Genomic DNA, 21,540 nt, shown 5'->3' with positions numbered 1-21,540 from the left:
CACAACAGCAGACCCGGCGCGACGGGGAAACTAATTGAGAACGCCCCCTAGAAGCCAGCCCTTGCAGGGAGCGCGCTGATGGACGATACACCCAGCAACGAGCCACTACGCAATGACTTTTCCGAACTCAACGCCGACCTGCTGCACGCCATCATGGAACTGGTCAGTGACGGGATCTGGGACTGGAACGCCACGACTGGCTACGTCTACCGCAACCCCGGCTGGTACGAAATGCTCGGTTACTCCCGAGACTCGCTGGAAAACAACGTGTTCACCTGGGAAAGCGTGATCCATAGCGAGGATTACCCGCGCGTGATGGCGTTGTTTGATGACTACATCAGTCAACGTTCGCCCCTTTACCGCGCCGAATACCGCTGCCGGAAAGAAGACGGCACTTACCTGTGGATCGAGGATCGTGGCTACATCATTGCACGCAACCCCGACGGCTCAGTGGCGCGCATGGTGGGCGCGCACCGCGACATTCATACGCGTAAATGCTCCATTGAACGCTTGCAAAAGCGCAACCAATCCCTTGAAGCACTGGTGGCAGAACGTACCCTTGAGCTATCGCGGGTCAATCAACAATTGCAGATACAGCTGGACGAAAACCGCTCCCTGGCCGAGCGCGACGCGCTGACACGCATCGCCAACCGTTATCGCCTGGAAAAATGCCTGCTGGAAGAATGCGACCGCGCCGAACGCTTTCGTGTGCCCCTGGCGCTGGTGGCGATGGACATCGATGACTTCAAGCCGGTCAATGACCGATACGGTCACGGCGTCGGTGATCAGACGCTGATAGGGGTGGCGGAACGTCTGGAAAGCTGCGTACGCACAACTGACCTGCTGGCTCGCTGGGGCGGCGATGAGTTCATGGTGGTGCTGCCTGCAAGCAACCTGGACACGGCGAAGGAATTGGCCGAAAGGATTCGCCGTGCAATCAAACAGTCGCCTATCGTCAACGACCTCAACGTCACCCTGAGCCTGGGGATTGTAGAGCGGCGCATGGGTGAGTCTCCCGCCGCGCTGGTGGCAAGGGCTGACCGAGCGCTATATCGGTCCAAGGCGGCTGGCAAAGATGGGGTGTCGGATTAATGCAGACAAGCGCTCCTTCCGATTTGGAATGACCCGGCGACTTTATTTCGTTTGCGGCAAGGCCCGGTGCGCGGCTTAGATAAACCACGCCCAGCCTTGTCGAGTACGCGATTCATGAGCCACGCCAGCATCAGCCAATCGATTTCCATCGTCCATCCCATCAGCCTAAGCCACGGTAAAAACGCTGAGGTGTGGGACACCGCGGGCAAACGCTACATCGATTTTGTCGGCGGTATCGGCGTGCTCAACCTGGGCCATTGCCATCCGGGCGTAGTGGCGGCGATTCGCGAGCAAGCAACCAGGCTTACCCACTACGCATTCAACGCCGCACCGCATACGCCCTACATCGAGTTGATGCAACGCCTGACGGCGTTTATCCCGGTGCACTACCCGGTCAGTGGCATGCTCACCAACAGTGGCGCGGAAGCGGCGGAAAATGCGTTGAAGATCGTCCGCGGCGCCACCGGGCGATCGGCGGTGATCGCCTTTGATGGAGCCTTCCACGGCCGAACCCTGGCGACCCTCAACCTCAATGGCAAGGTGGCGCCCTACAAGCAGAAGGTCGGCGTACTGCCTGGCCCGGTGTATCACCTGCCGTACCCCAGTGCCGATAACGGCGTGACCTGCGCCGAAGCGCTGAAGGCGATGGACCGTCTGTTCAGCGTGGAAATCGACGTAAACGATGTGGCCTGTTTCATCATCGAGCCGGTGCAGGGCGAAGCCGGTTTCCTCGCCCTCGACATCGAGTTTGCCCAAGCCCTGCGGTGCTTTTGCGACGAGCACAACATTCTGCTGATTGTCGATGAGATCCAGTCCGGCTTTGGTCGCACGGGGCAGCGCTTTGCCTTTTCGCGCCTGGGCATCGAACCGGATCTGTTGCTGCTCGGTAAAAGCATCGCTGGCGGCGTGCCGTTGGGTGCTGTGGTGGGGCGCAAGGCGCTGATGGACAACCTGCCCAAGGGCGGCCTCGGCGGCACCTACTCCGGCAACCCCATCGCCTGCGCGGCGGCACTGGCTACCCTTGAGGCGATGACCGATGAACACCTGCAAGCTTGGGGGGCACAGCAGGAGGCGGCCATTGTCAGCCGCCATGAAAGCTGGCGCTCACAACAACTGTCGCCCTACCTGGGCCGCCTCACCGGCGTCGGCGCCATGCGTGGTATTGAACTGGTGAATGTCGATGGCACTCCGGCCTCCAGGCAACTCACTCAGTTGCTGGGCCTGGCGCGAGACGCCGGCTTGCTGTTGATGCCCAGCGGCAAGTCGCGGCACATTGTGCGCTTGCTGGCACCGTTGACCATCGAGCCTTGGGTGCTGGAGGAGGGCCTGGATATTCTCCAGGCGTGCTTCGCGCAACTGGACCAATAACGTCACCTGCCCGAACCTGTCTTGACCTGATCCCCCACCCCGCCGAAAATGCCCGACGTTTTTGTCTCCCCGTTTACTACGCAGTGAAATTTTAATGCCTGATTCCTACACCGCAGAATCCGCCGAAGAATCCGTAACCGCCTTGCATGCCAAAGCCGAATACGAAAACGCCATCAATCTTTCACAGCATGTGCCAGCGGCCAAGATCATCAGCGAGATGGTGCTGGACGCGTTTCATACCTCCAAGGAAAGCGACCAGATCCGCGAGCTGCGCATCGCCATCCGCCAGGCCCATGACGCCTTCGACGATGACAAAGCCTACGACCTGATGGGCCAGCTCAAACAATTGAAGGACGCCGAAGCCGCCGATAACGCCGCCCTCGAAGACCTGAGCAGCAAGTTCTCGATCAGCCGCATCCTGTCCAGCTTCAAGGACGATCCCCAGTTTCAGGAACTGGTCTATGGCCTGGCCCTCAAGGTGCTGAACCAGTCGCACCAGGCCATCAGCAACCCAAGTGCCGGCAAGGGCAAGGCAGCACGTGCCAAGAAAGAAGCCGAGGTGTTCGTGATCAGCAAGGATGGCATCAGCGTCACCCTGCCGCTGCGCACACCGCGCTCCAGGCTCAGCGTGGACCGCGAAGCATTCGAGTTCCTGGGGTTCAACTTCGTAGGTGAAGGCGACGAGGCCGAACTGGAAGTGGAAAGCTTTGTGGATAACGCCGGTAATGAACAGCCGTTGAGCCGCAAAAGTGTGATTACTGCGCTGCAGCAGCAGACAGCGTTTGCCGGCTACAGCATTGCCCAGCAGTAACGCGGCAACACCGCTGGACTAAACATCACTTTCAAGAGATAGCACACTGTGGCGAGGGAGCTTGCTCCCTCGCCACAGTCATGGCTGGCTGCAGGTAATGTTTCAGCCAACAGGCGCGATCTGCGCGGCAAACACCTCGCGAAAGCGTTCCATCTCCTGCTGGTTGCCCACTGTCACCCGCACCCATTGCGGCCAGTTCTGCCATACGCGCCCCACCAGCACATTCTGTGCGGCCAGCCGCTCAACCACCTGCTCAGCTGGTTGCTTTACATCGATCATGAAGCAATTGCTCTGGGAAGCCGTGCAGCTAAAGCCCCGGCCTTTGAGCCAGGCGACTGTCTCATCACGCAACCTGGCATTGAGCGCTTTGCGTTGGCCCACCAACGTGGTGTCCTCCAGGCTGGCACGTGCGCCCAATAGGCTGGCAGCGGCCGGGACGTTGTCACCGCCGAACACCGCCAGCCGCTCCAGCAGCGCCGGATGACCGATTGCCAGCCCCAGACGCGCTCCGGCCATGCCGTAGATTTTCGAGAACGTACGCAGCACCAACAGATCGTCGTGGTCGTTGACCCAACTCACACAGCTGGGTGCATCGCAGAAGTCGATATACGCCTCGTCCACCACCAGCACGCTGCCTTTGGGTTTGTTCGCCAAGGCTTGGCGGATGGCCTCGGTAGGGGTCAGGGTGCCGGTGGGGTTGTTGGGGTTGCACAGGTACAACATGCCGGCCTGTGGGTCTGCCGCGAGCATGGCCGGTACATCATGGGCATGACCGGCGTCGAGGTTCACTTCATGCACCGGTGCCTTGATCGACTCGGCCGCCTGACGCACAAGTTCATAGGACGGTGTCGCCATGACCAGGCTACGGGTTTGGCTGGTAAACGCCAGCACCGCAAAACGCAGGGCCGCCATCGAGCCGGCAAACACCGCGACGTTTTCTTCGGCAACCCCCTGCTGGTGGGCAAACTGCGCGGCCAAGGCGTACATGTCCGGGTAGGGATAGCGCCCAGACGCTGCAATCGCTCGCTGCATCGCCTCACGGGCGGCGTCTGAAGGGCCGTAGGGGCTTTCGTTGTAGTTGAGCCGTACCTTGTCGGATTGAGCCGGCACCGGGCTGGCAACCGCCCAATCCAGCTGGCCAAGTACAGGTAAAGCCGCCCCAAGAGCGAGAAGGGACCTACGGCTGAAGCTGACCATGGTGACTACTCCTTGTCGAAGTGCGAGAGATTCGCACAGGTCGGATATAACGGTATGACGAGAAAGCAGTTGCCTGATTTAGCGTCGGGACGTATCCCTGCACTCAGTACTTTATTGTCAACGCGAGCCCATGCAACACTTGCGCTGCCGCGGGCCTGGAACTAGACGTTCTGCCGGGTATGGACTGATGACTAAATGGAAGTGGTGAGCACTTGATACACAGACGAGAAAAAACCGAGCACTTGAAGAGCAATATCAAGTACTTGATCAAAAGTCGTGGCGAAACCCAGCTTTCGTTAAGCAATGCCGCCGGCGTGACCAGGACGACCATCTACAACATCCTGGAAGGCAAGGTCGTCAAAGTGCAACAGTCGACCATTCGCAAGATCTCTGATTTCTTCGGCGTTTCGTACGAAGAAATCGAGACCGTCAACTTTGAAGCCAAGGAAGTCATCGAAAGCAATGTTTCCCCCCTGGGCAACAAGAACCCGGCGGCAGTGCCTGTGCTCAAGGAAAGCCTGCTGATGCAGAACCTGGGCAAGCGCATCGGCGAACTGGCCACGCTTTACCCACTGACTTACTACTTCGGCAACTCCTGCAACTTGATCGGCGTTCGCCTGGAGCATGCGATTCCCGGCATCAATGAGCCGGGGGACTTGCTGATCGTGCAGAAAGGCGCATCGAGCGACGATAAAGAAAAGCTGGTGTACGACCGCGCCACCAAGAAGCTGTTCATCACCCTTGAACCCTGCGGCAACTCAGACCGCTTGTGCGTCATCGGCGATATTCTTGAGGAGCGCTTCAATGACAACCTTTGAAGGCGCCGTGGAAAACAGCAAATACAAGTTGCTGGGCTTTGAAAATGACAAGCGCCTGGCGGTGATCATGGTGATCGCCACGGGCAAGGTCGTCAAAATCAAGCTCAGTGAGGTGCTCAACAGCGAAATGATGGACAACTTCAACAAGCTGGAAATCAAGAACCTCTACAAGAAGTTCTATTCACAAGAAGGAGCACTCACCGCCTACGACATTAACGACCGCAATGAAAACTCGTGGATGATCTACATCATCCTGAACCTGTTGCTGTTCACGTTTTACATCTTCACTAGCATCGCCGCGACCAAACCGATCTACCTGGAATCCATGGGCATCATTGTGACGCCGGGGACTTTTTTGTACCCGCTGACCTTCTTGATTGTGGATCTGCTGAACGAGAACTTCGGCCTGCGCCTGGCCCGGCGAGCCATTATGTTTGCGTTTGCCAGCAACGCGATGATCATCATCCTGTTGTATGGCTCAACGTTCCTGCCGGGGCTGCCGGGCTGGAAACTCGATGGGCCGTATAACGACGTGATCCTGCAGGTGTCGTCGGTGCTGGTTGCCTCTTCGGTGTCGTTCCTGGTCTCGGAGAATATAAATTCCTATCTGCTGTGCAAGATCAAAGAGCTGACCAACTCCAGGTACCTGTACCTGCGGATTTTCTTCAGCACCTTCTTTGCGGTGATCATCGACAGTTTTCTGTTCTGCTTTATCGCCTTCTACGGCGCCATGCAGACCAGCGATATCCTGAGCATGATCTATGTGCAGATTGCGATCAAAGTCGGTTTTGCGTTCTTCAACATCCTGCCTGCCTATGGGGCGCGCTCGTTGTTCAAGCGCTACCTGACCACTGCCAACACATGAAACCTATGTGGGAGGGGGCTTGCTCCCGATGGTGGTGGGTCAGCTAAGAATGTATTTGCCTCGACACCGCTATCGGGAGCAAGCCCCCTCCCACATTTGGACTTCATACATCAGGTAGAGCCTGGCGGGCCTTGGATGCGGTTACTTCAGTTGCAACTTGTGCTTCAGGCTCTGCATGACATCCGCCTTGTTTTGCAGGTAGTCATTCAAGCCCCGGGCACGCAGGTTGCACGCATCGCAGTTGCCGCAGCCGGAGCCAATGACGCCGTTGTAGCAGGTCAGCGTCTGCTCGCGCACCAGTTCCAGTTGGTTGTGGTAATCGGCCAGGGCCCAGGTTTCGGCCTTGTTCAGCCACATCAACGGGGTGTCGAGGCTCACGTCGTATTCCATGCCCAGCTTGAGGGCCTGGTTCAATGCCTTGACGAACTCGTCACGGCAATCGGGGTAGCCCGAGAAGTCGGTTTCGCACACACCGGTAATCACGGCCTCGGCCTTGACCTGGTAGGCGTAGATCGCAGCCAGGGTCAAGAACAGGATATTGCGGCCCGGCACGAAAGTGCTCGGCAGGCTTTCGCCTGAGCTGTTAACGGTCGGTACCGGAATGTTGTCACGGGTGAGGCTGCTGATCGCCAGCTCATTGAGCAGCGACACATCCATCACTTTGTGCACGGTGGCGCCCAATTGCTTGGCCAACTTGCGGGCCACTTCGATTTCCGCCACATGGCGCTGACCATAATCGAAGGTGATGCAGTGCACTTCGTCATACTGCTTCAATGCCTGGATCAGGCAGGTGGTCGAGTCCTGCCCGCCACTGAAGACCATCACGGCTTTTTTACTCATTGCATTGCTTCCTGCATTTGTAGAATTGGGGTGTAGGAGCGAGGCGGGCGGCTAGCCCTTGCTCACGAAAAACGTCAACGATAACGCAGCGTATCCGGTTTAGCGCAGCGCTCAATAAAAAACCCCGCGCGTCTTTCGAAGGCGGGGCTTTTTTACTGCAAGACCACTCAGTGCGCGTAGGTCAGCAACAGCTCTTTCGGTACCTGGAAATCCAGGGACATCATCACGCTGAGCGCGGTGATGGTGAAGATCGAGAACACGAAGAGCTTGCGCGCCCAGACGGTGTCGTCCACCGCCTTGTAACCGGTCCAGGCCATGTACAACCAGTACATGCCCATGGCGGCGGCTACGGCGAGGTAGCTCATGCCGGCGTAGCCACTGAAGGTCAACATCAAGGTCGCCACGAGGAAGGCCAGGATGTAGAGCAGGATGTGTTTCTTGGCCACCTGGATACCACGCTTGACCGGCAATACCGGAATCGACGCAGCCAGGTAGTCATTGAAGCGGAAAATCGCGATGGCGTAGGAATGCGGCATCTGCCACAGGCTGAACATCACCAGCAGCACCAGCGCGGCCATGTCGAAGCTATTGGTTACAGCCACATAACCAATCACCGGCGGCATCGCCCCCGACAGGCTGCCCACCAGCGTGCCGTGAACCGACTTGCGCTTGAGGTACAGGCTGTAGAGGCCGACATAGATGACAAAACCGATCACGGCAAACAGCGCCGCCAACGGGTTGGCCACCTTGTACAACAACACTACGCCCGCAACACCCAGGATGGTCGCGAAGATCAGCGCCAGCTTCAGGGAAATAAGCCCCTGGACCAGCACTCGATTCTTGGTGCGTTCCATCTTGATGTCGATGTCACGGTCGATGCAGTTGTTGAACACGCATCCGGAAGCAACCACCAGGGACGTACCGATCATCGCAGCCAGGAAGATGGCCAGATCGACATGTCCCTTGGAGGCCAGGAAGAAACCGCCCGCCACAGAAAGCACGTTACCGAAAATGATCCCCGGTTTGGTGATTTGGATAAAGTGCTTAAGCGACATCGGGTCTTACCTCACTTCGCCATCATGTAGGTGTGGATGCTGAACATGATCCACAGCGACAGACCAACCAGCAGAACGATCACCAGGCCTGCGAACACAAACGCGATCACATTCTCGCGCTGCTCTTTGGAGCGATCCAGGTGCAGGAAGTACACCAGGTGCACCAGGACCTGAATCACCGCGAACGCCAGGACGATCATCAAGGTGATCGACTTCGGCAAGGTTGGGTACATCACCAGGCCGAACGGGATCAGGGTCAGGATGACCGACAGGATGAAGCCGATGGCGTAAGACTTTACGCTGCCGTGGCTCGAATCGTGGCTGTCATGGGAGTGTGCATTAGCCATTACAGAGTCCCCATCAAGTAAACGACGGTGAATACGCAGATCCAGACCACGTCCAGGAAGTGCCAGAACAGGCTCAGGCAGCTCAGGCGGGTCTTGTTGGTGTTGGTCAGGCCGTGTTTGTTGACCTGATAGATCATCACCGCCATCCACAGCAAACCTGCGGTTACGTGCAGACCGTGGGTGCCGACCAGCGTGAAGAACGCCGACAGGAAACCGGAACGGCTAGGACCGTAGCCTTCGGAGATCAGCAGGTGGAACTCGTTGATCTCCATGCCGATAAAGCCCAGGCCGAACAGGAAGGTCAGGCCCAGCCAGGTCAGCACGCCCTTCTTGTTGCCTTTGTAGAAGGCCAACATGGCGAAGCCGTAGGTGATCGAACTGAACAACAGCAAGGCGGTTTCGCCGAGCACGTAAGGCAGTTCGAAGATGTCGTGGCCCGACGGGCCACCCGCTACGTTGTTTACCAGTACCGCGTACACCGCGAAGATCGACGCAAACAAGATGCAGTCGGTCATCAGGTAGAGCCAGAAACCGTAGACGGTTATTGGCCCCGAGTCGTGGTGATGGTCATCGTGCCCATGGTCATCGACATGGGCGTGTCCAGCATTGGTCACTAAGTTCGACATGGTTTAAGCCTGTTCCAACGAGGTTTCTACACGGTTGGCCGGAATCTTCTTCTCGGCTACCAGGCGAGCGTGCTGCTCGGCTTCGATGCGTTCGATCGTTTCGACCGGCACCATGTAGCCTTGATCATCACGGGCAGCGTGAATGATGAAGTAACCGATAGTGCCCACCAGGCTCGCGATTGCCAGCCACCAGATGTGCCAGATCATCGCGAAACCGAACACGGTCAACAGCGCACCCATCACCACGCCAGTGGCGGTGTTGTTTGGCATGTGGATCGGCTCGTAGTGCTTGGGCTTCTGGTACGCAGTACCGTCTTCCTTGGCTTCGGTGAAGGCATCAATGGTGTTCGCAGTCGGGATCACAGCGAAGTTGTAGAACGGTGGTGGCGACGAGGTCGACCATTCCAGGGTGTGGCCGTTCCATGGGTCGCCGGACTCGCACATGTTCTTCTTGCGATCACGCACACTGACGTACAGCTGGATCAACTGGCAGGCGATGCCCACAGCGATCATCACCGCACCGAACATGGCAACGTACAGGTACGGTACCCACTCAGGGTTGGTGGTGGCGTTCAGACGACGGGTCATGCCCATGAAGCCCAGTGCATAGAGCGGCATGAACGCGACGAAGAAGCCCGAGATCCAGAACCAGAATGCAGCCTTGCCCCAGCCTTCGTGCAGCTTGAAGCCGAACGCTTTCGGGAAGTAGAAGCTGAAACCAGCGATGTAGCCGAATACCGCACCACCGATGATCACGTTGTGGAAGTGCGCGATCACGAACAGGCTGTTGTGCAACACGAAGTCAGCACCCGGGATGGCCAGCAGTACGCCGGTCATGCCGCCAATGGCGAAGGTCACCATGAAGCCCAGGGTCCACAGGACCTGGCTGGTCATGCGCAGACGACCGTGGTAGATGGTGAACAGCCAGTTGAATAGCTTCACCCCCGTCGGGATGGAAATCAGCATCGTCGCCAGGCCGAAGAAGGCGTTGACGCTGGCCCCCGAGCCCATGGTGAAGAAGTGGTGCAGCCACACCATGAAGCCCAGTACGGAGATCGCGCCCGATGCGTAGACCATCGAGTGGTGACCGAACAGGCGCTTGCCGGTAAAGGTCGAGATCACTTCGGAGAAGATACCGAACGCTGGCAGGATCAGGATGTACACCTCAGGGTGACCCCATGCCCAGAACAGGTTCACGTACATCATTGGATTGCCACCAAGTTCATTGGTGAAAATGTGGAAATCCAGGTAACGGTCAAGCGACAGCAGCGCCATGGTAGCGGCAAGGATCGGGAACGAAGCCACGATCAGCACGTTTGCCCAGGTGCAGGTCCAGGTGAAGATCGGCATGTCCATCAGTTTCATGCCAGGGGCGCGCATTTTCAGGACGGTGGCCAGGAAGTTGACCCCCGTCAATGTCGTCCCGAGTCCTGATAACTGTAGGGCCCAGATGTAGTAGTCCACACCCACGCCCGGACTGTATTGCAAGCCCGACAATGGCGGATACGCAACCCAACCGGTCTTGGCGAATTCGCCGACGCCCAGGGAAACGTTGATCAGCACCACGCCGGAAACCAGCAGCCAGAAGCTCAGGGAGTTCAGGAACGGGTAGGCAACGTCACGCGCACCAATCTGCAGCGGCAAGGCAAGGTTCATCAAGCCGGTGAAGAATGGCATCGCCATGAAGATGATCATGATCACACCGTGGGCGGTGAAGATCTGGTCATAGTGTTCAGGTGGCAGGTAGCCAGGCGAACCCTCGGTGGCCATGGCCAACTGGGTACGCATCATGATGGCGTCGGCAAAACCACGCAGCAGCATGACCATGGCAACGATGACGTACATGACGCCGATTTTCTTGTGGTCGACCGAGGTCAGCCACTCGGTCCACAGGTAGGACCACTTCTTGAAGTACGTAATACCCGCAACCAGTGCCAGACCACCCAGCGCGATCATGGCGATGGTCACCATCACGATCGGCTCGTGGAATGGGACCGCGTCCCAACTTAATTTACCAAACATCGTTTACTCCTCTGCCCCAGCAGTTGAATGCGCGCCTGTATCAGAACCTTCAACCGCGGCCACTTCTTTCTTCTCGTGCTTGACCGGCTTGCCTGGCTTCATACCTTCGTACTTGTCGACGATTTTCTGAAACAGGTCCGGCTCATACGCGGAGTACAAGGCGACAGGGTTGTTCTGGCTTGGTTTGGTCAGGGCGTCGTATTCAGCTTGATCAAGCTGTTTAGGTGCGGCCTTGACTGCAGCTACCCAGGCGTCGAAATCTTCCTGGCTTGTCGAGATCGCTTTGAATTTCATGCCGGTGAAGCCAGCGCCGCTGTAGTTGGCGGAGATGCCTTCCATTTCAGCTTTCTGGTTGGCGATCAGGTGCAGGCGGGTCTGCATGCCTGCCATCGCGTAGATCTGGCCACCCAGTGCAGGGATGAAGAACGAGTTCATCACGGCGTCGGAGGTGATCCGGAAGTTAAGCGGGGTGTGCTCCGGGAAGCGGATCTCGTTGACGGTGGCGATACCCAGGTCCGGGTAGATGAACAGCCACTTCCAATCCAGCGCGACCACTTGGATGTTCACAGGCTTCACGTCGGATTCCAGTGGACGGTACGGGTCCAGAGCGTGGGTCGACTTATAGGTGATGTAACCCAGGGCGATAATGATGAGGATCGGGACCAGCCACACCGCGATTTCGATCTTGGTGGAGTGCGACCACTTCGGCGCGTAGGTGGCGCTGGTGTTGGACGCGCGGTATTTCCAGGCGAAGGCGAAGGTCATCACGATCACAGGAACCACAACCAGCAACATCAGCAGGGTAGCGGTGATGATCAGGTTTCGTTCATCCAGACCGACCTGTCCTTTTGGGTCGAGCAAGGTCCACTTGCAGCCTCCCAGCATTAAAAACATGCCAAGCAGCGGCAAAAAGCCTAGTAATCGGGGGTACCTGTTTTTACTCATCTCACGACCTCTAAAGCAGCTTGCGCAATGCAGTTGGGTTTTGATCGCCAACACTTCACCCTGCCAAGGGTTGGCATTTCTCTTCGATTGAATAAGAGCCTGCCCGACACGTCATAACTGTACGTTTCACGGACCTGCAGTGAGTTCTTATTCGATTTCGTGGCTAAAGGCCTTGTTACAGACCAATTCCATTTGGTGCGGATAGTTGAAAGGCTGCCGGAACCTGGGGTCGCACAGAGCCTTCCATCTGCTCCTCGACCGCTCCAATGCTCAAATATTGAACAGCACCGGACATTCAGTGCGGGCGATTGTAGTTAGCTAGCGATGTATAAACCATGTCTTATAAAGAAATAATTTTTATCGATTCCAGCAACAATCCTTCACCAAAGTTGCAAAGATCCGCGATCTTATCGCGTTCGATTCTCAACAAAAACCACAAAAATTGCCGTGTTATTGGGCAGATTGCCACTTCCCTTACAGCCTGTAAGGGCATGACCAATGGATGCAAGCGCCCATAAACCAAGGGATTCGCAGATCCATCAAGCTCTCCAGACTCGCGCCCGTCACGGCACGGCCAGGCCCACGAACTGACAGCACAATTTGTGCGCCGGGTGCAAATTTAAGGGTCGATTCGGCGGGTCAGAAACGTCCTGCGACAGCGTCCGTGTGACAACATGTCGCACGCTGCGCGCACCTTAAGTTGCCCCTCGTCACAGCGCTTTCACAAATCCCTACAAACCAAAACGCTCCGGCCTACTCAAGAAGGCCGGAGCGTTTTGTCGCTGCGAGGGGTCAGGCTTTGGGATGACGGTTGCGGTAGATACACAGGGGTACCAGGATCACTGTCAGCACGAACGCCACCAGCGCCCATTGGGCCAGGGACAGGCCGAGGATCGGCGGGTAGGGGGTGCTGCAGAAACCATCGACCTGGAACCCCAGGGGAAACACTTTGGCCAGGGGCAGATCATCGACGATCGGTTGCAACACATCGATGCCGCAGCTGACCTGAGGAAAGAACTGGGTGTACACATGGTGGCCGGCGGCCGCCACGCCACCCAAGGCGCTGAGCACCACCAACCCTTCAAAGAAGGTCACCGCGCCTTTGGTGCGCATGGCGGCACCGATAAACGCGAAGACCGCAATCAGCAGCAAGGCATAGCGTTGCAGGATACACAGCGGGCACGGCGCTTCGCCCAGCACCACTTGCATATACAGCGCGCCGCCAATCAGCGCCAGGCAGATAATGCCCAGCAACACCAGAAAGCGCCGCTCCCTGCCCAAACGCATGTCGTCAATCATCCCCGTCTTTCCCTTTCTCTGATTATGGTTGTGCCTGATGGCAACAAGTTTACACACAGGCAGTGGTTAAAACAGAGAGGGGTTAACAGCGGATTAATCATGGTAAATGTAGTGATTATGCGGACGCCACCGCGGGCAAGCCCGGCTCCCACAGAGAACGCATTCCAATGTGGGAGCCGGGCTTGCCCGCGATGATGCCGATACGGTCAATGGGCTAAAATCTATTCAAGCGCCGCCGCCGGGCCGAAGAACTCATAGCGAGCCTGCTTATCCGGCACACCCAGGGCCTTGAGGTGACGCTTGATCGCCGCCATGAAGCCCTTGGGCCCCAGGAAGTACGCATCGATATCACGGTCTTCGGGCAACCAGGCCGCCAGTTGCTCCTGATTGAGCATCCCGATCTTGTCCGCCGCCGGGCTGATACCGTCATCCTCGGCGTAGCAGTAGAAGCGCTTGAGCTGCGGGTGCTTGGCCGCCAGGGTGTCCACCCAGTCACGGAACGCATGCACCCCGCCATTACGCGCACAGTGAATAAAGTGCACCGGCCGCTCGCTCGCCAGGGCTGCTTCGAGCATCGGCAGGGTTGGCGTAATGCCCACCCCGCCGCTGATCAGCACCAGCGGCTTATCGCTGGCAGCCAGGGTGAACTCGCCCGACGGTGGAAACAGGTCAACCGTCGCGCCAACGTGCATCTGGTCATGCAGGTAGTTGGACACTCGCCCGCCGGCTTCGCGCTTGACGCTGATGCGGTACATGCCGGTATCAGTGAGGGCCGACAGGGAATAGTTGCGACGCACCTCTTCGCCGTCGAGGACCAACTTCAGGCCGATGTACTGGCCGGGCTCGGCAGCCAGGATCGGGCCATTGTCCACTGGGGCGAAATAGAAGGAGATGATCTCGTCACTCTCCTCCACGCGCTTGACCAACAGGAATGGTCGCGCCCCCCGCCAGCCGCCGGGCGCCTGGGCTTTTTCGTCGTAGATGGCCGCTTCGGCACCGATCAAAATGTCCGCCAATTGGCCGTAGGCCGCGCCCCAGGCACTCATCACCTCAGGGGTGGCAATCTCGCTGCCCAGCACTTCGGAAATAGCCCGCAGCAAGCAGGCACCCACAATCGGGTAATGCTCCGGCAGGATCTGCAAGGCCACGTGCTTGTTGATGATCTTGGCCACCAGGTCACCCAACTGGTCCAACTGGTCGATATGCCGCGCATACATCAGCACGCCATTGGCCAAGGCCCGGGGCTGGTCGCCGCTGGCCTGGTGGGCCTGGTTGAACAGCGGGCGGACTTCGGGATACTCGGACAGCATCATGCGGTAGAAGTGGGTAATCAGTGCTTCGCCGCCGCTTTCCAGCAGGGGCACAGTGGATTTGACGATGGCACGGTCTTGGGCACTTAGCATGGCAGACTCCTGGGTCTTTTTACTCATTACCTTTAGGTAGTCAGTATTCGTGCCAACTAATAAATCCTTAATTTTCAACATCTTAAGTATTTTGTAGTCAATATGACTTCTTACGCTTTATAGTCATATCGACTACAAGGAGTCATTATGACTGCAAAATCGCTGCTCACCGCCCTGCTGCCGCTGGTCGCCGACCTGTCCCGCGAATTGCCCGAAGGCGAGCGCTACCGCCGCCTGCTGCAAGCCATGCGCGCCCTGCTGCCGTGTGATGCCGCCGCGCTGCTGCGCCTGGATGGCGAATGGCTGGTGCCGCTGGCGGTGGATGGCTTGAGCGCCGATACCCTGGGCCGCCGTTTCAAGATCAGCGAACACCCGCGCTTTGAAATATTGCTCAGCAGCCCCGGCCCTACCCGCTTCGACAGCGACAGCCAATTGCCCGACCCCTATGACGGCTTGGTCGCTGGCTTGCACGGCCACCTTGAAGTCCACGACTGCATGGGCTGCCCGCTGTTTATCGACGACCAGCCCTGGGGCCTGCTGACCCTTGACGCCCTCGACAACGAACGCTTTGAGCGGGTCGAACTGGACGCGCTGCAAGCCTTCGCCAGCCTGGCCGCGGCCACGGTCAATGTGGCTGAACGCATTGAGCGCCTGGCGCTACGGGCCGAGGACGAGCACCAGCGCGCCGAAATCTATCGCCAGGCCAGCGGTCAGCAGCACAAGGAAATGATCGGCCAGAGCAAAGCGCACAAACGGCTGGTCGAGGAAATCAAGCTGGTGGGCGGCAGCGACCTGACCGTGCTGATCACCGGCGAAACCGGGGTCGGCAAGGAACTGGTGGCCCAGGCGATCCATGCCGCGTCATCGCGTGCCGACAAGCCGATGATCAGCCTCAATTGCGCCGCGCTACCGGAAACCCTGGTAGAGAGCGAGCTGTTCGGCCATGTGCGCGGTGCTTTCACCGGCGCGTTGAATGAGCGACGGGGCAAATTCGAACTGGCCAACGGCGGCACGTTGTTCCTGGACGAAGTGGGTGAACTGTCATTGAGCGTGCAGGCCAAGCTGCTGCGCGTATTGCAAAGCGGCCAGTTGCAGCGCCTGGGCTCGGACAAGGAACACCAGGTGGACGTGCGCCTGATTGCCGCCACCAACCGCGACCTTGCCGAAGAGGTGCGCAATGGCCGCTACCGCGCCGATTTCTACCATCGCCTGAGCGTGTACCCGCTGCAAGTGCCGGCGCTGCGTGAGCGCGGACGGGATGTGCTGCTATTGGCAGGCTTTTTCCTCGAACAGAACCGGTCGCGCATGGGCCTGGGTAGCTTGCGCCTGACCAGTGACGCCCAGGCGGCGCTGCTGGCTTACAACTGGCCGGGCAATGTGCGCGAACTGGAACACCTGATCGGACGTAGCGCGCTCAAAGCCTTGGGCAACTGTCGCGAACGCCCGAAGATTCTCAGCCTGAGCGCCCAGGACCTGGACTTGCCTGACATCAGTGCAGCGGTGATTGATGTACCAGTGCAAGCCGCGCCCATCGCCACTGGCGACCTGCGCCAGGCCACCGAGCACTATCAGCGCCAGATCATCAGCGCCTGTCTGGAACGTCATCAGCACAACTGGGCCGGCGCCGCCCGCGAACTGGGCCTGGACCGCGCCAACCTTGGGCGCATGGCCAAGCGCCTGGGCCTGAAATAGACCAGGCAACTCGGTTAAATGTGTTTCGCTTGGAAAACCGGGTTTACCGGTTTGGGTTTACGAAACACCAATACATTCCCCAACATCACCAGCACCAGCCCCACCAACGCCGGCGCCGTCCACTGGTAGCCCTCGGCGAATGCAGACACATTCAACGCCACCACCGGAAACAGCACGGTGCAATATGCCGCTTTTTCCGGCCCCATGCGGCCGACCAGGGTGAGGTAGGCGGTAAACCCAATCACCGAGCCCGGGATCACCAGGTACCACAGCGCACCGATATACCGTGCGCTCCAGTCCATCTCGAAGGGAATTCCACGCACTGCGCAATAGGTCGCCAACATGGCTGCCCCATAGGCCATGCCCCAGGCATTGGTGGTCAACGGTTTGAGCCCGGCCTTCTGTTGCAGGCTCGACAGCATATTGCCCGCCGAAAAACACAGCGTTCCCAGCAGCGCCAGGCCCAGCCCGAGCAAGGTCTGCGGGCTGGCGGTATGCCCGGCCAGTTCCGGCCAGAACAGAAAGCCCAGGCCCAGCAGCCCCAGCGCGCCGCCCGTCAATACGTTACGTGCAACCCGCTGGCCGAAAAACACCCGGGCATTCAGGGCATTCCACAAGGTCGCCGTGGAAAACACCACGGCGACCAGGCCACTGGGGATCCACTGGCTGGCGGTGAGAAAGCACATGAAGTTGACGCAGAAAAGGCACAGCCCTTGGGCCAGGCAAATCAGGTGCCCGCGGCGGTTCATCACCTGCAATTTGCGGCTGAGCAGCAACAGCGCGAACAGCACCAGCGCCGCCAGGCCGAAGCGATAGACAATCGACACGGGAATCGCCACCACGCCCAGTTGCCATTTGAGCGCGATCCAGGTGGTACCCCAAATCAGCACCGTGAGTAAGTACAAGAAGAGGTTCATAGCAGGCTCCGACGATTGAGCCACAGTGTTGCGGTTAATCGCCCTGAGGTTCTTGCACATTCTTGCGCTTTTGTCGGGTGACGGGCTCACAGCGCTCGCCGCCGGGAGTAGGATGCAAGGCGTCGGAGAACACACCATGCCAGAGCTGGAATCGCTGCACGTCTTTCAATCCCTCAACCGCTCGCCCCACGCACGCCTGGAAGCCTGCGCCGAGCTCGGTGACGGTTTGTCTGCGGCCGTGTGGAGCAACCACCACGATGCCCAGGACTATCAGGCGCCCAGCCATCACACCTTGTCCTGCTATATCGGCGGCGGCACGGGCACCTTTCGTCGCGACCGACCGGGTACCAAGGGCGGCCCCGACAAATTGTGCATTCTGCCGGCCGAGCACCAGTCGGCGTGGGTGATCAATGGCGAGATTCGCCTGGCCCACGTGTATTTCAGCCCGGAGCAATTTGCCCTCGGCTGCGTCACCCTGCTGGACCGCGAGCCGCGGGAATTGCAGTTGCGTGAGACGACCTTCCTTGAAGACGCCCGCCAGGCCCGGCGCTTTCACCAGCTGATTAGCCTCAACTGGCTCGAACCCGCAGAGTGCTTGCTGACCAGCAGCCTGGCCCATGAGTTGCTCAGCCACACCCTGCTCAACCAGGTCGGCGTACGCGAGGGCCTGCGCCTCAAAGGCGGGCTGGCGGCGCACCAACGGCGGCGTCTGGTGGAGTACATCGACCACCATGTCGAAGACTCCATCAGCCTCGGCCAGTTGGCATCGATGTGCGCGCTGTCGGAATACCATTTCGCCCGGATGTTCCGTCAGAGTTTCGGCGTGCCGCCCCATCAGTACCTGCTGGCACGCCGTCTGGCGCGGGCGAAGACCCTGCTGCGCAGCAGCACGCTGCCCCTGGGTGAAGTGGCTTTGAGGTGCGGTTTTTCCAGCGCCAGCCATTTCAACCAGCGCTTTCGCCAGGCCTTGGGGGCCACCCCGGGCGAATACCGCCAGGCATTACGCGCCTAGGCCATCAAGCCCAGCGTCGTCGCCTTGGCCACCGCCTGTGGCGTGAAGATTGCGCATGAATGGGGTGGATAGGGCGTTATCAGAAGAGTCGATGAACGCCGCACAACTGTTGCGTAATTGGTAACAGTCCTTGTCCTGAACTGCTATTACTCATTTTGTTACAAGCGACTATTCTTACCCCGCTTTCAGGGCAAATGGCCCGCTCCCTGCTGGGGGAGAACAGCAGATTTACAACGGATTGATCCCGTATTCAGTCTGTTACCGGTGTTCACTGACGTTGATTTGTCGCTCCTTGATCCAACGTCTTACTTCGGCCGCTGCTTATGCAGCGGCCTTTTTTATGCCTGAAATAAAAAGGGGCGTCATCGACGCCCCGCGAGATTCAGTGATGTTCCGGCAATGATCAGAGGCTGAACTTCTGCAAGTTGGCCATCATCTCCTTCAATGCCTCAATGTTGTCCTTGGGATGTGCAGCCCCTTCGAAATCACAGATCTGCTGCCAATGCGCCGCCACGTCGTCCGGCGAGAAGCCCGCTTCGGGATCAAACCCCACCCCCAGGCTGCGCTCCCAACGGGTCTTGCCGATCCAGCCGCCACCCACTTCGAACAACCCTGAAGTTTCCTGGCAGGCTTCACTGCCCAAATACACCACCAACGGGCTGACCAGTTCCGGCTTGAGCCGCTCGAATACCTGGGGCGGGATCAGCCCTTCGGTCATGCGCGTACCGCCGGTAGGGGCGATGGCGTTGACCAGGATATTGTTCTTGCGCCCTTCCAGCGCCAGGGTGCGGGTCAACCCATACAGGCCCAACTTGGCCATGCCGTAATTGGACTGGCCGAAGTTGCCGTAGATGCCTGACGTGGAGGCGGTGAAGATCACCCGGCCATAACCTTGCTCGCGCAGATGGGGCCAGGCGGCACGCGTAACCTTGTAGGCGCCTTCGACATGCACCCGGTAAACCAGATCCCAGTCGCCGTCGTCCATCTTGTGGAAAGTCTTGTCGCGCAGGATCCCGGCGTTGTTGACTACCACGTCGATCCGGCCGAAGACATCCAGAGCGTTCTGTACGATCTTGTCACCGTCGGTGACCGAGTCATGGTTGGCCTCGGCAATGCCGCCTGCCGCGCGAATCTCTGCTACCACCCGGTCGGCCGCCGAGGCGTTGGCGCCCTCGCCCTGGGTGGAGCCACCCAGGTCATTGACCAGCACTTTGGCTCCGTGCCTGGCGAACAGCAGTGCATGAGCACGGCCCAGGCCACCGCCGGCACCGGTGACGATCACGACCTTATCCTGGAACTGCACTGATTCACTCATACCGAACTCCGCTGGCGACAATGGGAATAGGCAGAGTGTCACGCACAGCGCCTTTGGTCACAATAAAGACGGCCGAGGCTGAATGGTGCTCGATAAGGCAGCAGGATGATACCCGCTGGAGAAGCCAGGCTCAGGAATAGACCGCTTGCGGCGAAGGCTGGCCGATGCGATCCCGAAAGGCCTGGTAATGCCTGAGCACCTGCACCGGCGCCTCGATCTGCGGGTAATGGCCGATATCGGCCAGCAATACCGTGTCGGCGTGGGGCACCAGTTGCTCAAAGCGCTCGACCATATGGCCGCCGGAAATCGGGTCCACCTCGCCGTCGATCACCCGCATCGGCACGCTGCCGTGCTGCATGGCGGCCACCCAGCGATCACGCAGGCGTCGACGCTGGGGAATGTAGGCGATCAGTTTGTGCAGGATACGCGGCCCGTCGTTGCAACTGATCAGACTCCAGAAATCATCCAGAGCGCTTTCACTGGGCCGCGTTCGCGGGCCGAATATCTGGCTGAAACTGCTGGCCAGGGCATTGCGCCCATAAGCCCGGCCGATCATCCAGCCCAACGGGCTGAGCAATAACTTTTGCACCAGGGTGGGACGGTGGGTTTCCGGGAACAGCCCGCCGTTGAGAAATACGCAACTGGCCATCTGGAAGCGGCCTTCGTAATGCCGGGCAAGTAACTCCTGGGCGACACTGTCGCCATAGTCATGGGCCAACACATGCACCGGCTGCTCCACTCCCAGGTGTTCAAGCAACGCCTGTTGCAAGTCGGCTTGCTCCAACAGGCAATAGTCGTGGTTCAGGGGCTTGGCCGAGTCACCAAAACCGAGCATGTCGCAGGCAATCACCAGATTGCGCTGGGCCAGGGGCTGCCACAGGTAATGCCAATCCCAACTGGCGGTGGGGAAGCCATGAATAAGCAGCAGAGGCGTGCCCTGCCCGGCCACCCAGTAACGCAGGGTACGGCCACGAAAGACGAAGTCCTGGCCGCGTTTGCGCCAGGCTCTGAGCGGTATCTCGGCGAGTGGCATCAGCTTTTATACCCGGGGTTCTGGTGGTCCAATTTGCGCAGCAGCGCCGGCCAGGCCAGCGCACCTCCCATACCTTGGGCGCTTTTTGTGACAGCCGCCACCATCGCCGTGGCGCCAGCCAGGATTTGCGGCTCGATGGCAATCAGCTGCGCTGCGCCGTTTTGCGCCAGCACCTGGATCTCGCAGGCGCGCTGGAAGGTGAACATCATCAGGAAGGTATCGGCGATAGTGCCAGCACAGGTCAGCAAGCCGTGGTTATGCAGCATGAGGAAATTGTTTTGCCCCAGGTCCGCCTGCAAACGGGCTTTTTCCTCGTGGTTCAGTGCTACGCCTTCGTAGGCGTGATAGCCGAGGCTGGACAACACAAACAGCGACTGCTGACTGATGGGCAATACGCCTTGCTTTTGTGCGCAAACCGCCACACCGGCAGCGGTGTGGGTATGCAACACGCAGGTCACGTCATGACGCACTTCGTGGATGGCGCTGTGGATGGTATAGCCCGCGGGGTTGATCTCGTAGGGGCTGTCCATTTGCTTGTTGCCGGCCTGGTCAACCTTGACCAGGCTTGAGGCCGTGATTTCGTGGAACATCAGCCCATAAGGGTTGATCAGGAAATCTTCCGTGCCCGGCACCTTGGCGGAAATATGCGTGAAGATCAGATCATCCCAACCATGCATCGCCACCAGGCGATAACAGGCCGCCAGGTCAACGCGGGTTTGCCATTCGGCAGCACTGACCTGGGCTTTGATGTTTTCTGGCGATGATGCAGGGGCTAGGCTCACGGCAACGTCCTCCTTGGCGCACTTGTTATTGTGTCTAAGTGAGAGCCAGTCTAGGGGGCGTTCTCAATTAGTTTCCCCGTCGCGCCGGGTCTGCTGTTGTG

The 21,540-nt window shown here is 58.8% G+C and carries 20 protein-coding genes; 7 read left to right on the top strand and 13 right to left on the bottom strand.

Going from position 1 to position 21,540, the window contains the following annotated elements; all coding sequences use genetic code 11:
* Window positions 1-78 precede the first annotated feature (78 nt).
* From E4P00_RS15630 to E4P00_RS15620, 3 genes are all read left to right on the top strand, one after another.
* Window positions 79-1,092, top strand: coding sequence for a diguanylate cyclase (locus E4P00_RS15630; protein WP_248131962.1), 1,014 nt, complete (start codon window positions 79-81; stop codon window positions 1,090-1,092).
* A 114-nt stretch (window positions 1,093-1,206) separates the two neighbouring features.
* Window positions 1,207-2,460 carry an aspartate aminotransferase family protein gene (locus E4P00_RS15625; RefSeq protein ID WP_078822269.1) on the top strand — a complete coding sequence of 418 codons (1,254 nt, stop codon included), beginning with the start codon at window positions 1,207-1,209 and terminating at the stop codon, window positions 2,458-2,460.
* A gap of 94 nt (window positions 2,461-2,554) precedes the next feature.
* Entirely contained in the window at window positions 2,555-3,271 is a 717-nt protein-coding gene (locus tag E4P00_RS15620) for a hypothetical protein (RefSeq protein WP_032879566.1), read from the top strand.
* A gap of 102 nt (window positions 3,272-3,373) precedes the next feature.
* Here the strand turns inward: E4P00_RS15620 and E4P00_RS15615 are convergent, their stop codons facing one another.
* Window positions 3,374-4,468 carry a pyridoxal phosphate-dependent aminotransferase gene (locus tag E4P00_RS15615; protein WP_078822270.1) on the bottom strand — a complete coding sequence of 365 codons (1,095 nt, stop codon included), beginning with the start codon at window positions 4,466-4,468 and terminating at the stop codon, window positions 3,374-3,376.
* Window positions 4,469-4,680: 212 nt separating this feature from the next.
* Between E4P00_RS15615 and E4P00_RS15610 the strand changes: the two genes are divergently transcribed.
* Together E4P00_RS15610 and E4P00_RS15605 are read left to right on the top strand one after the other, a co-directional pair.
* Complete coding sequence (locus E4P00_RS15610; protein ID WP_005791243.1) at window positions 4,681-5,286, top strand: helix-turn-helix transcriptional regulator; 606 nt, start codon at window positions 4,681-4,683, stop codon at window positions 5,284-5,286.
* A complete protein-coding gene (locus tag E4P00_RS15605) occupies window positions 5,273-6,151 on the top strand; it encodes a queuosine precursor transporter (protein ID WP_248131960.1) in 879 nt (292 codons plus the stop codon). Before E4P00_RS15610 ends, E4P00_RS15605 begins: the two co-directional genes overlap by 14 nt.
* Before the next feature lie 141 nt (window positions 6,152-6,292).
* Here the strand turns inward: E4P00_RS15605 and queC are convergent, their stop codons facing one another.
* The 8 genes from queC to hmpA form a co-directional block, all read right to left on the bottom strand.
* Window positions 6,293-6,991, bottom strand: coding sequence for a 7-cyano-7-deazaguanine synthase QueC (gene queC, locus E4P00_RS15600; RefSeq protein ID WP_032879562.1), 699 nt, complete (start codon window positions 6,989-6,991; stop codon window positions 6,293-6,295).
* Window positions 6,992-7,158: 167 nt separating this feature from the next.
* The gene (gene cyoE, locus E4P00_RS15595) at window positions 7,159-8,046 is read right to left on the bottom strand and encodes a heme o synthase (RefSeq protein ID WP_005791249.1); all 888 of its coding nucleotides are present in this window, start codon (window positions 8,044-8,046) and stop codon (window positions 7,159-7,161) included.
* Window positions 8,047-8,057: 11 nt separating this feature from the next.
* Window positions 8,058-8,393 carry a cytochrome o ubiquinol oxidase subunit IV gene (cyoD, locus tag E4P00_RS15590; RefSeq protein WP_003194051.1) on the bottom strand — a complete coding sequence of 112 codons (336 nt, stop codon included), beginning with the start codon at window positions 8,391-8,393 and terminating at the stop codon, window positions 8,058-8,060.
* A complete protein-coding gene (locus tag E4P00_RS15585; RefSeq protein ID WP_005791252.1) occupies window positions 8,393-9,019 on the bottom strand; it encodes a cytochrome o ubiquinol oxidase subunit III in 627 nt (208 codons plus the stop codon). The genes cyoD and E4P00_RS15585 overlap by 1 nt, the downstream gene beginning before the upstream one ends.
* Before the next feature lie 3 nt (window positions 9,020-9,022).
* Complete coding sequence (gene cyoB / locus E4P00_RS15580) at window positions 9,023-11,041, bottom strand: cytochrome o ubiquinol oxidase subunit I (protein WP_005791254.1); 2,019 nt, start codon at window positions 11,039-11,041, stop codon at window positions 9,023-9,025.
* 3 nt (window positions 11,042-11,044) lie between these two features.
* Window positions 11,045-11,986: a ubiquinol oxidase subunit II gene (gene cyoA / locus E4P00_RS15575; protein ID WP_005791256.1), complete on the bottom strand. Its 942-nt coding sequence runs from the start codon at window positions 11,984-11,986 to the stop codon at window positions 11,045-11,047.
* A 792-nt stretch (window positions 11,987-12,778) separates the two neighbouring features.
* Window positions 12,779-13,285 carry a disulfide bond formation protein B gene (locus tag E4P00_RS15570; protein WP_057703946.1) on the bottom strand — a complete coding sequence of 169 codons (507 nt, stop codon included), beginning with the start codon at window positions 13,283-13,285 and terminating at the stop codon, window positions 12,779-12,781.
* A 221-nt stretch (window positions 13,286-13,506) separates the two neighbouring features.
* Window positions 13,507-14,688 carry an NO-inducible flavohemoprotein gene (gene hmpA, locus E4P00_RS15565; RefSeq protein ID WP_032879559.1) on the bottom strand — a complete coding sequence of 394 codons (1,182 nt, stop codon included), beginning with the start codon at window positions 14,686-14,688 and terminating at the stop codon, window positions 13,507-13,509.
* Window positions 14,689-14,835: 147 nt separating this feature from the next.
* On the opposite strand from hmpA, the gene norR reads away from it, so the two are divergent.
* Window positions 14,836-16,380 carry a nitric oxide reductase transcriptional regulator NorR gene (gene norR / locus E4P00_RS15560; protein WP_148852672.1) on the top strand — a complete coding sequence of 515 codons (1,545 nt, stop codon included), beginning with the start codon at window positions 14,836-14,838 and terminating at the stop codon, window positions 16,378-16,380.
* Between the two features lie 14 nt (window positions 16,381-16,394).
* Here norR and E4P00_RS15555 read toward each other — a convergent pair whose 3' ends face one another.
* Complete coding sequence (locus tag E4P00_RS15555) at window positions 16,395-17,297, bottom strand: DMT family transporter (RefSeq protein ID WP_032879555.1); 903 nt, start codon at window positions 17,295-17,297, stop codon at window positions 16,395-16,397.
* Window positions 17,298-17,433: 136 nt separating this feature from the next.
* Between E4P00_RS15555 and E4P00_RS15550 the strand changes: the two genes are divergently transcribed.
* Window positions 17,434-18,309: an AraC family transcriptional regulator gene (locus tag E4P00_RS15550; RefSeq protein ID WP_216092084.1), complete on the top strand. Its 876-nt coding sequence runs from the start codon at window positions 17,434-17,436 to the stop codon at window positions 18,307-18,309.
* A 403-nt stretch (window positions 18,310-18,712) separates the two neighbouring features.
* On the opposite strand, the gene E4P00_RS15545 is transcribed toward E4P00_RS15550, so the two are convergent.
* The 3 genes from E4P00_RS15545 to E4P00_RS15535 all read right to left on the bottom strand — a co-directional run bounded on the left by E4P00_RS15545 (window position 18,713) and on the right by E4P00_RS15535 (window position 21,439).
* Window positions 18,713-19,624 (bottom strand): SDR family oxidoreductase, encoded by a 912-nt coding sequence (locus E4P00_RS15545; protein WP_005791267.1) that lies wholly within the window; start codon window positions 19,622-19,624, stop codon window positions 18,713-18,715.
* Window positions 19,625-19,754: 130 nt separating this feature from the next.
* Entirely contained in the window at window positions 19,755-20,657 is a 903-nt protein-coding gene (locus E4P00_RS15540; RefSeq protein WP_032879552.1) for an alpha/beta hydrolase, read from the bottom strand.
* A complete protein-coding gene (locus E4P00_RS15535; protein WP_216092085.1) occupies window positions 20,657-21,439 on the bottom strand; it encodes a class II aldolase/adducin family protein in 783 nt (260 codons plus the stop codon). The genes E4P00_RS15540 and E4P00_RS15535 overlap by 1 nt, the downstream gene beginning before the upstream one ends.
* Window positions 21,440-21,540: the final 101 nt, after the last annotated feature.

The sequence above is a fragment of the Pseudomonas sp. B329 genome, assembly GCF_023127835.1.
Taxonomy (GTDB): Bacteria; Pseudomonadota; Gammaproteobacteria; order Pseudomonadales; family Pseudomonadaceae; genus Aquipseudomonas; species Aquipseudomonas synxantha_A.
Note: the sequence above shows the minus strand (reverse complement) of the source record. Positions and strands in the feature narration are given on the sequence as shown.

Coding starts and splice junctions, on each gene's coding strand:
- E4P00_RS15585 (WP_005791252.1), bottom strand. CDS start 9,019: ATGTCGAACTTAGTGACCAATGCTGGACACGCCCATGTCGATGACCAT.
- E4P00_RS15605 (WP_248131960.1), top strand. CDS start 5,273: ATGACAACCTTTGAAGGCGCCGTGGAAAACAGCAAATACAAGTTGCTG.
- queC (WP_032879562.1), bottom strand. CDS start 6,991: ATGAGTAAAAAAGCCGTGATGGTCTTCAGTGGCGGGCAGGACTCGACC.
- E4P00_RS15620 (WP_032879566.1), top strand. CDS start 2,555: ATGCCTGATTCCTACACCGCAGAATCCGCCGAAGAATCCGTAACCGCC.
- cyoE (WP_005791249.1), bottom strand. CDS start 8,046: ATGTCGCTTAAGCACTTTATCCAAATCACCAAACCGGGGATCATTTTC.
- E4P00_RS15540 (WP_032879552.1), bottom strand. CDS start 20,657: ATGCCACTCGCCGAGATACCGCTCAGAGCCTGGCGCAAACGCGGCCAG.
- E4P00_RS15625 (WP_078822269.1), top strand. CDS start 1,207: ATGAGCCACGCCAGCATCAGCCAATCGATTTCCATCGTCCATCCCATC.
- E4P00_RS15570 (WP_057703946.1), bottom strand. CDS start 13,285: ATGATTGACGACATGCGTTTGGGCAGGGAGCGGCGCTTTCTGGTGTTG.
- E4P00_RS15545 (WP_005791267.1), bottom strand. CDS start 19,624: ATGAGTGAATCAGTGCAGTTCCAGGATAAGGTCGTGATCGTCACCGGT.
- E4P00_RS15630 (WP_248131962.1), top strand. CDS start 79: ATGGACGATACACCCAGCAACGAGCCACTACGCAATGACTTTTCCGAA.
- E4P00_RS15615 (WP_078822270.1), bottom strand. CDS start 4,468: ATGGTCAGCTTCAGCCGTAGGTCCCTTCTCGCTCTTGGGGCGGCTTTA.
- cyoB (WP_005791254.1), bottom strand. CDS start 11,041: ATGTTTGGTAAATTAAGTTGGGACGCGGTCCCATTCCACGAGCCGATC.
- norR (WP_148852672.1), top strand. CDS start 14,836: ATGACTGCAAAATCGCTGCTCACCGCCCTGCTGCCGCTGGTCGCCGAC.
- E4P00_RS15555 (WP_032879555.1), bottom strand. CDS start 17,297: ATGAACCTCTTCTTGTACTTACTCACGGTGCTGATTTGGGGTACCACC.
- cyoD (WP_003194051.1), bottom strand. CDS start 8,393: ATGGCTAATGCACACTCCCATGACAGCCACGATTCGAGCCACGGCAGC.
- E4P00_RS15550 (WP_216092084.1), top strand. CDS start 17,434: ATGCCAGAGCTGGAATCGCTGCACGTCTTTCAATCCCTCAACCGCTCG.
- hmpA (WP_032879559.1), bottom strand. CDS start 14,688: ATGCTAAGTGCCCAAGACCGTGCCATCGTCAAATCCACTGTGCCCCTG.
- cyoA (WP_005791256.1), bottom strand. CDS start 11,986: ATGAGTAAAAACAGGTACCCCCGATTACTAGGCTTTTTGCCGCTGCTT.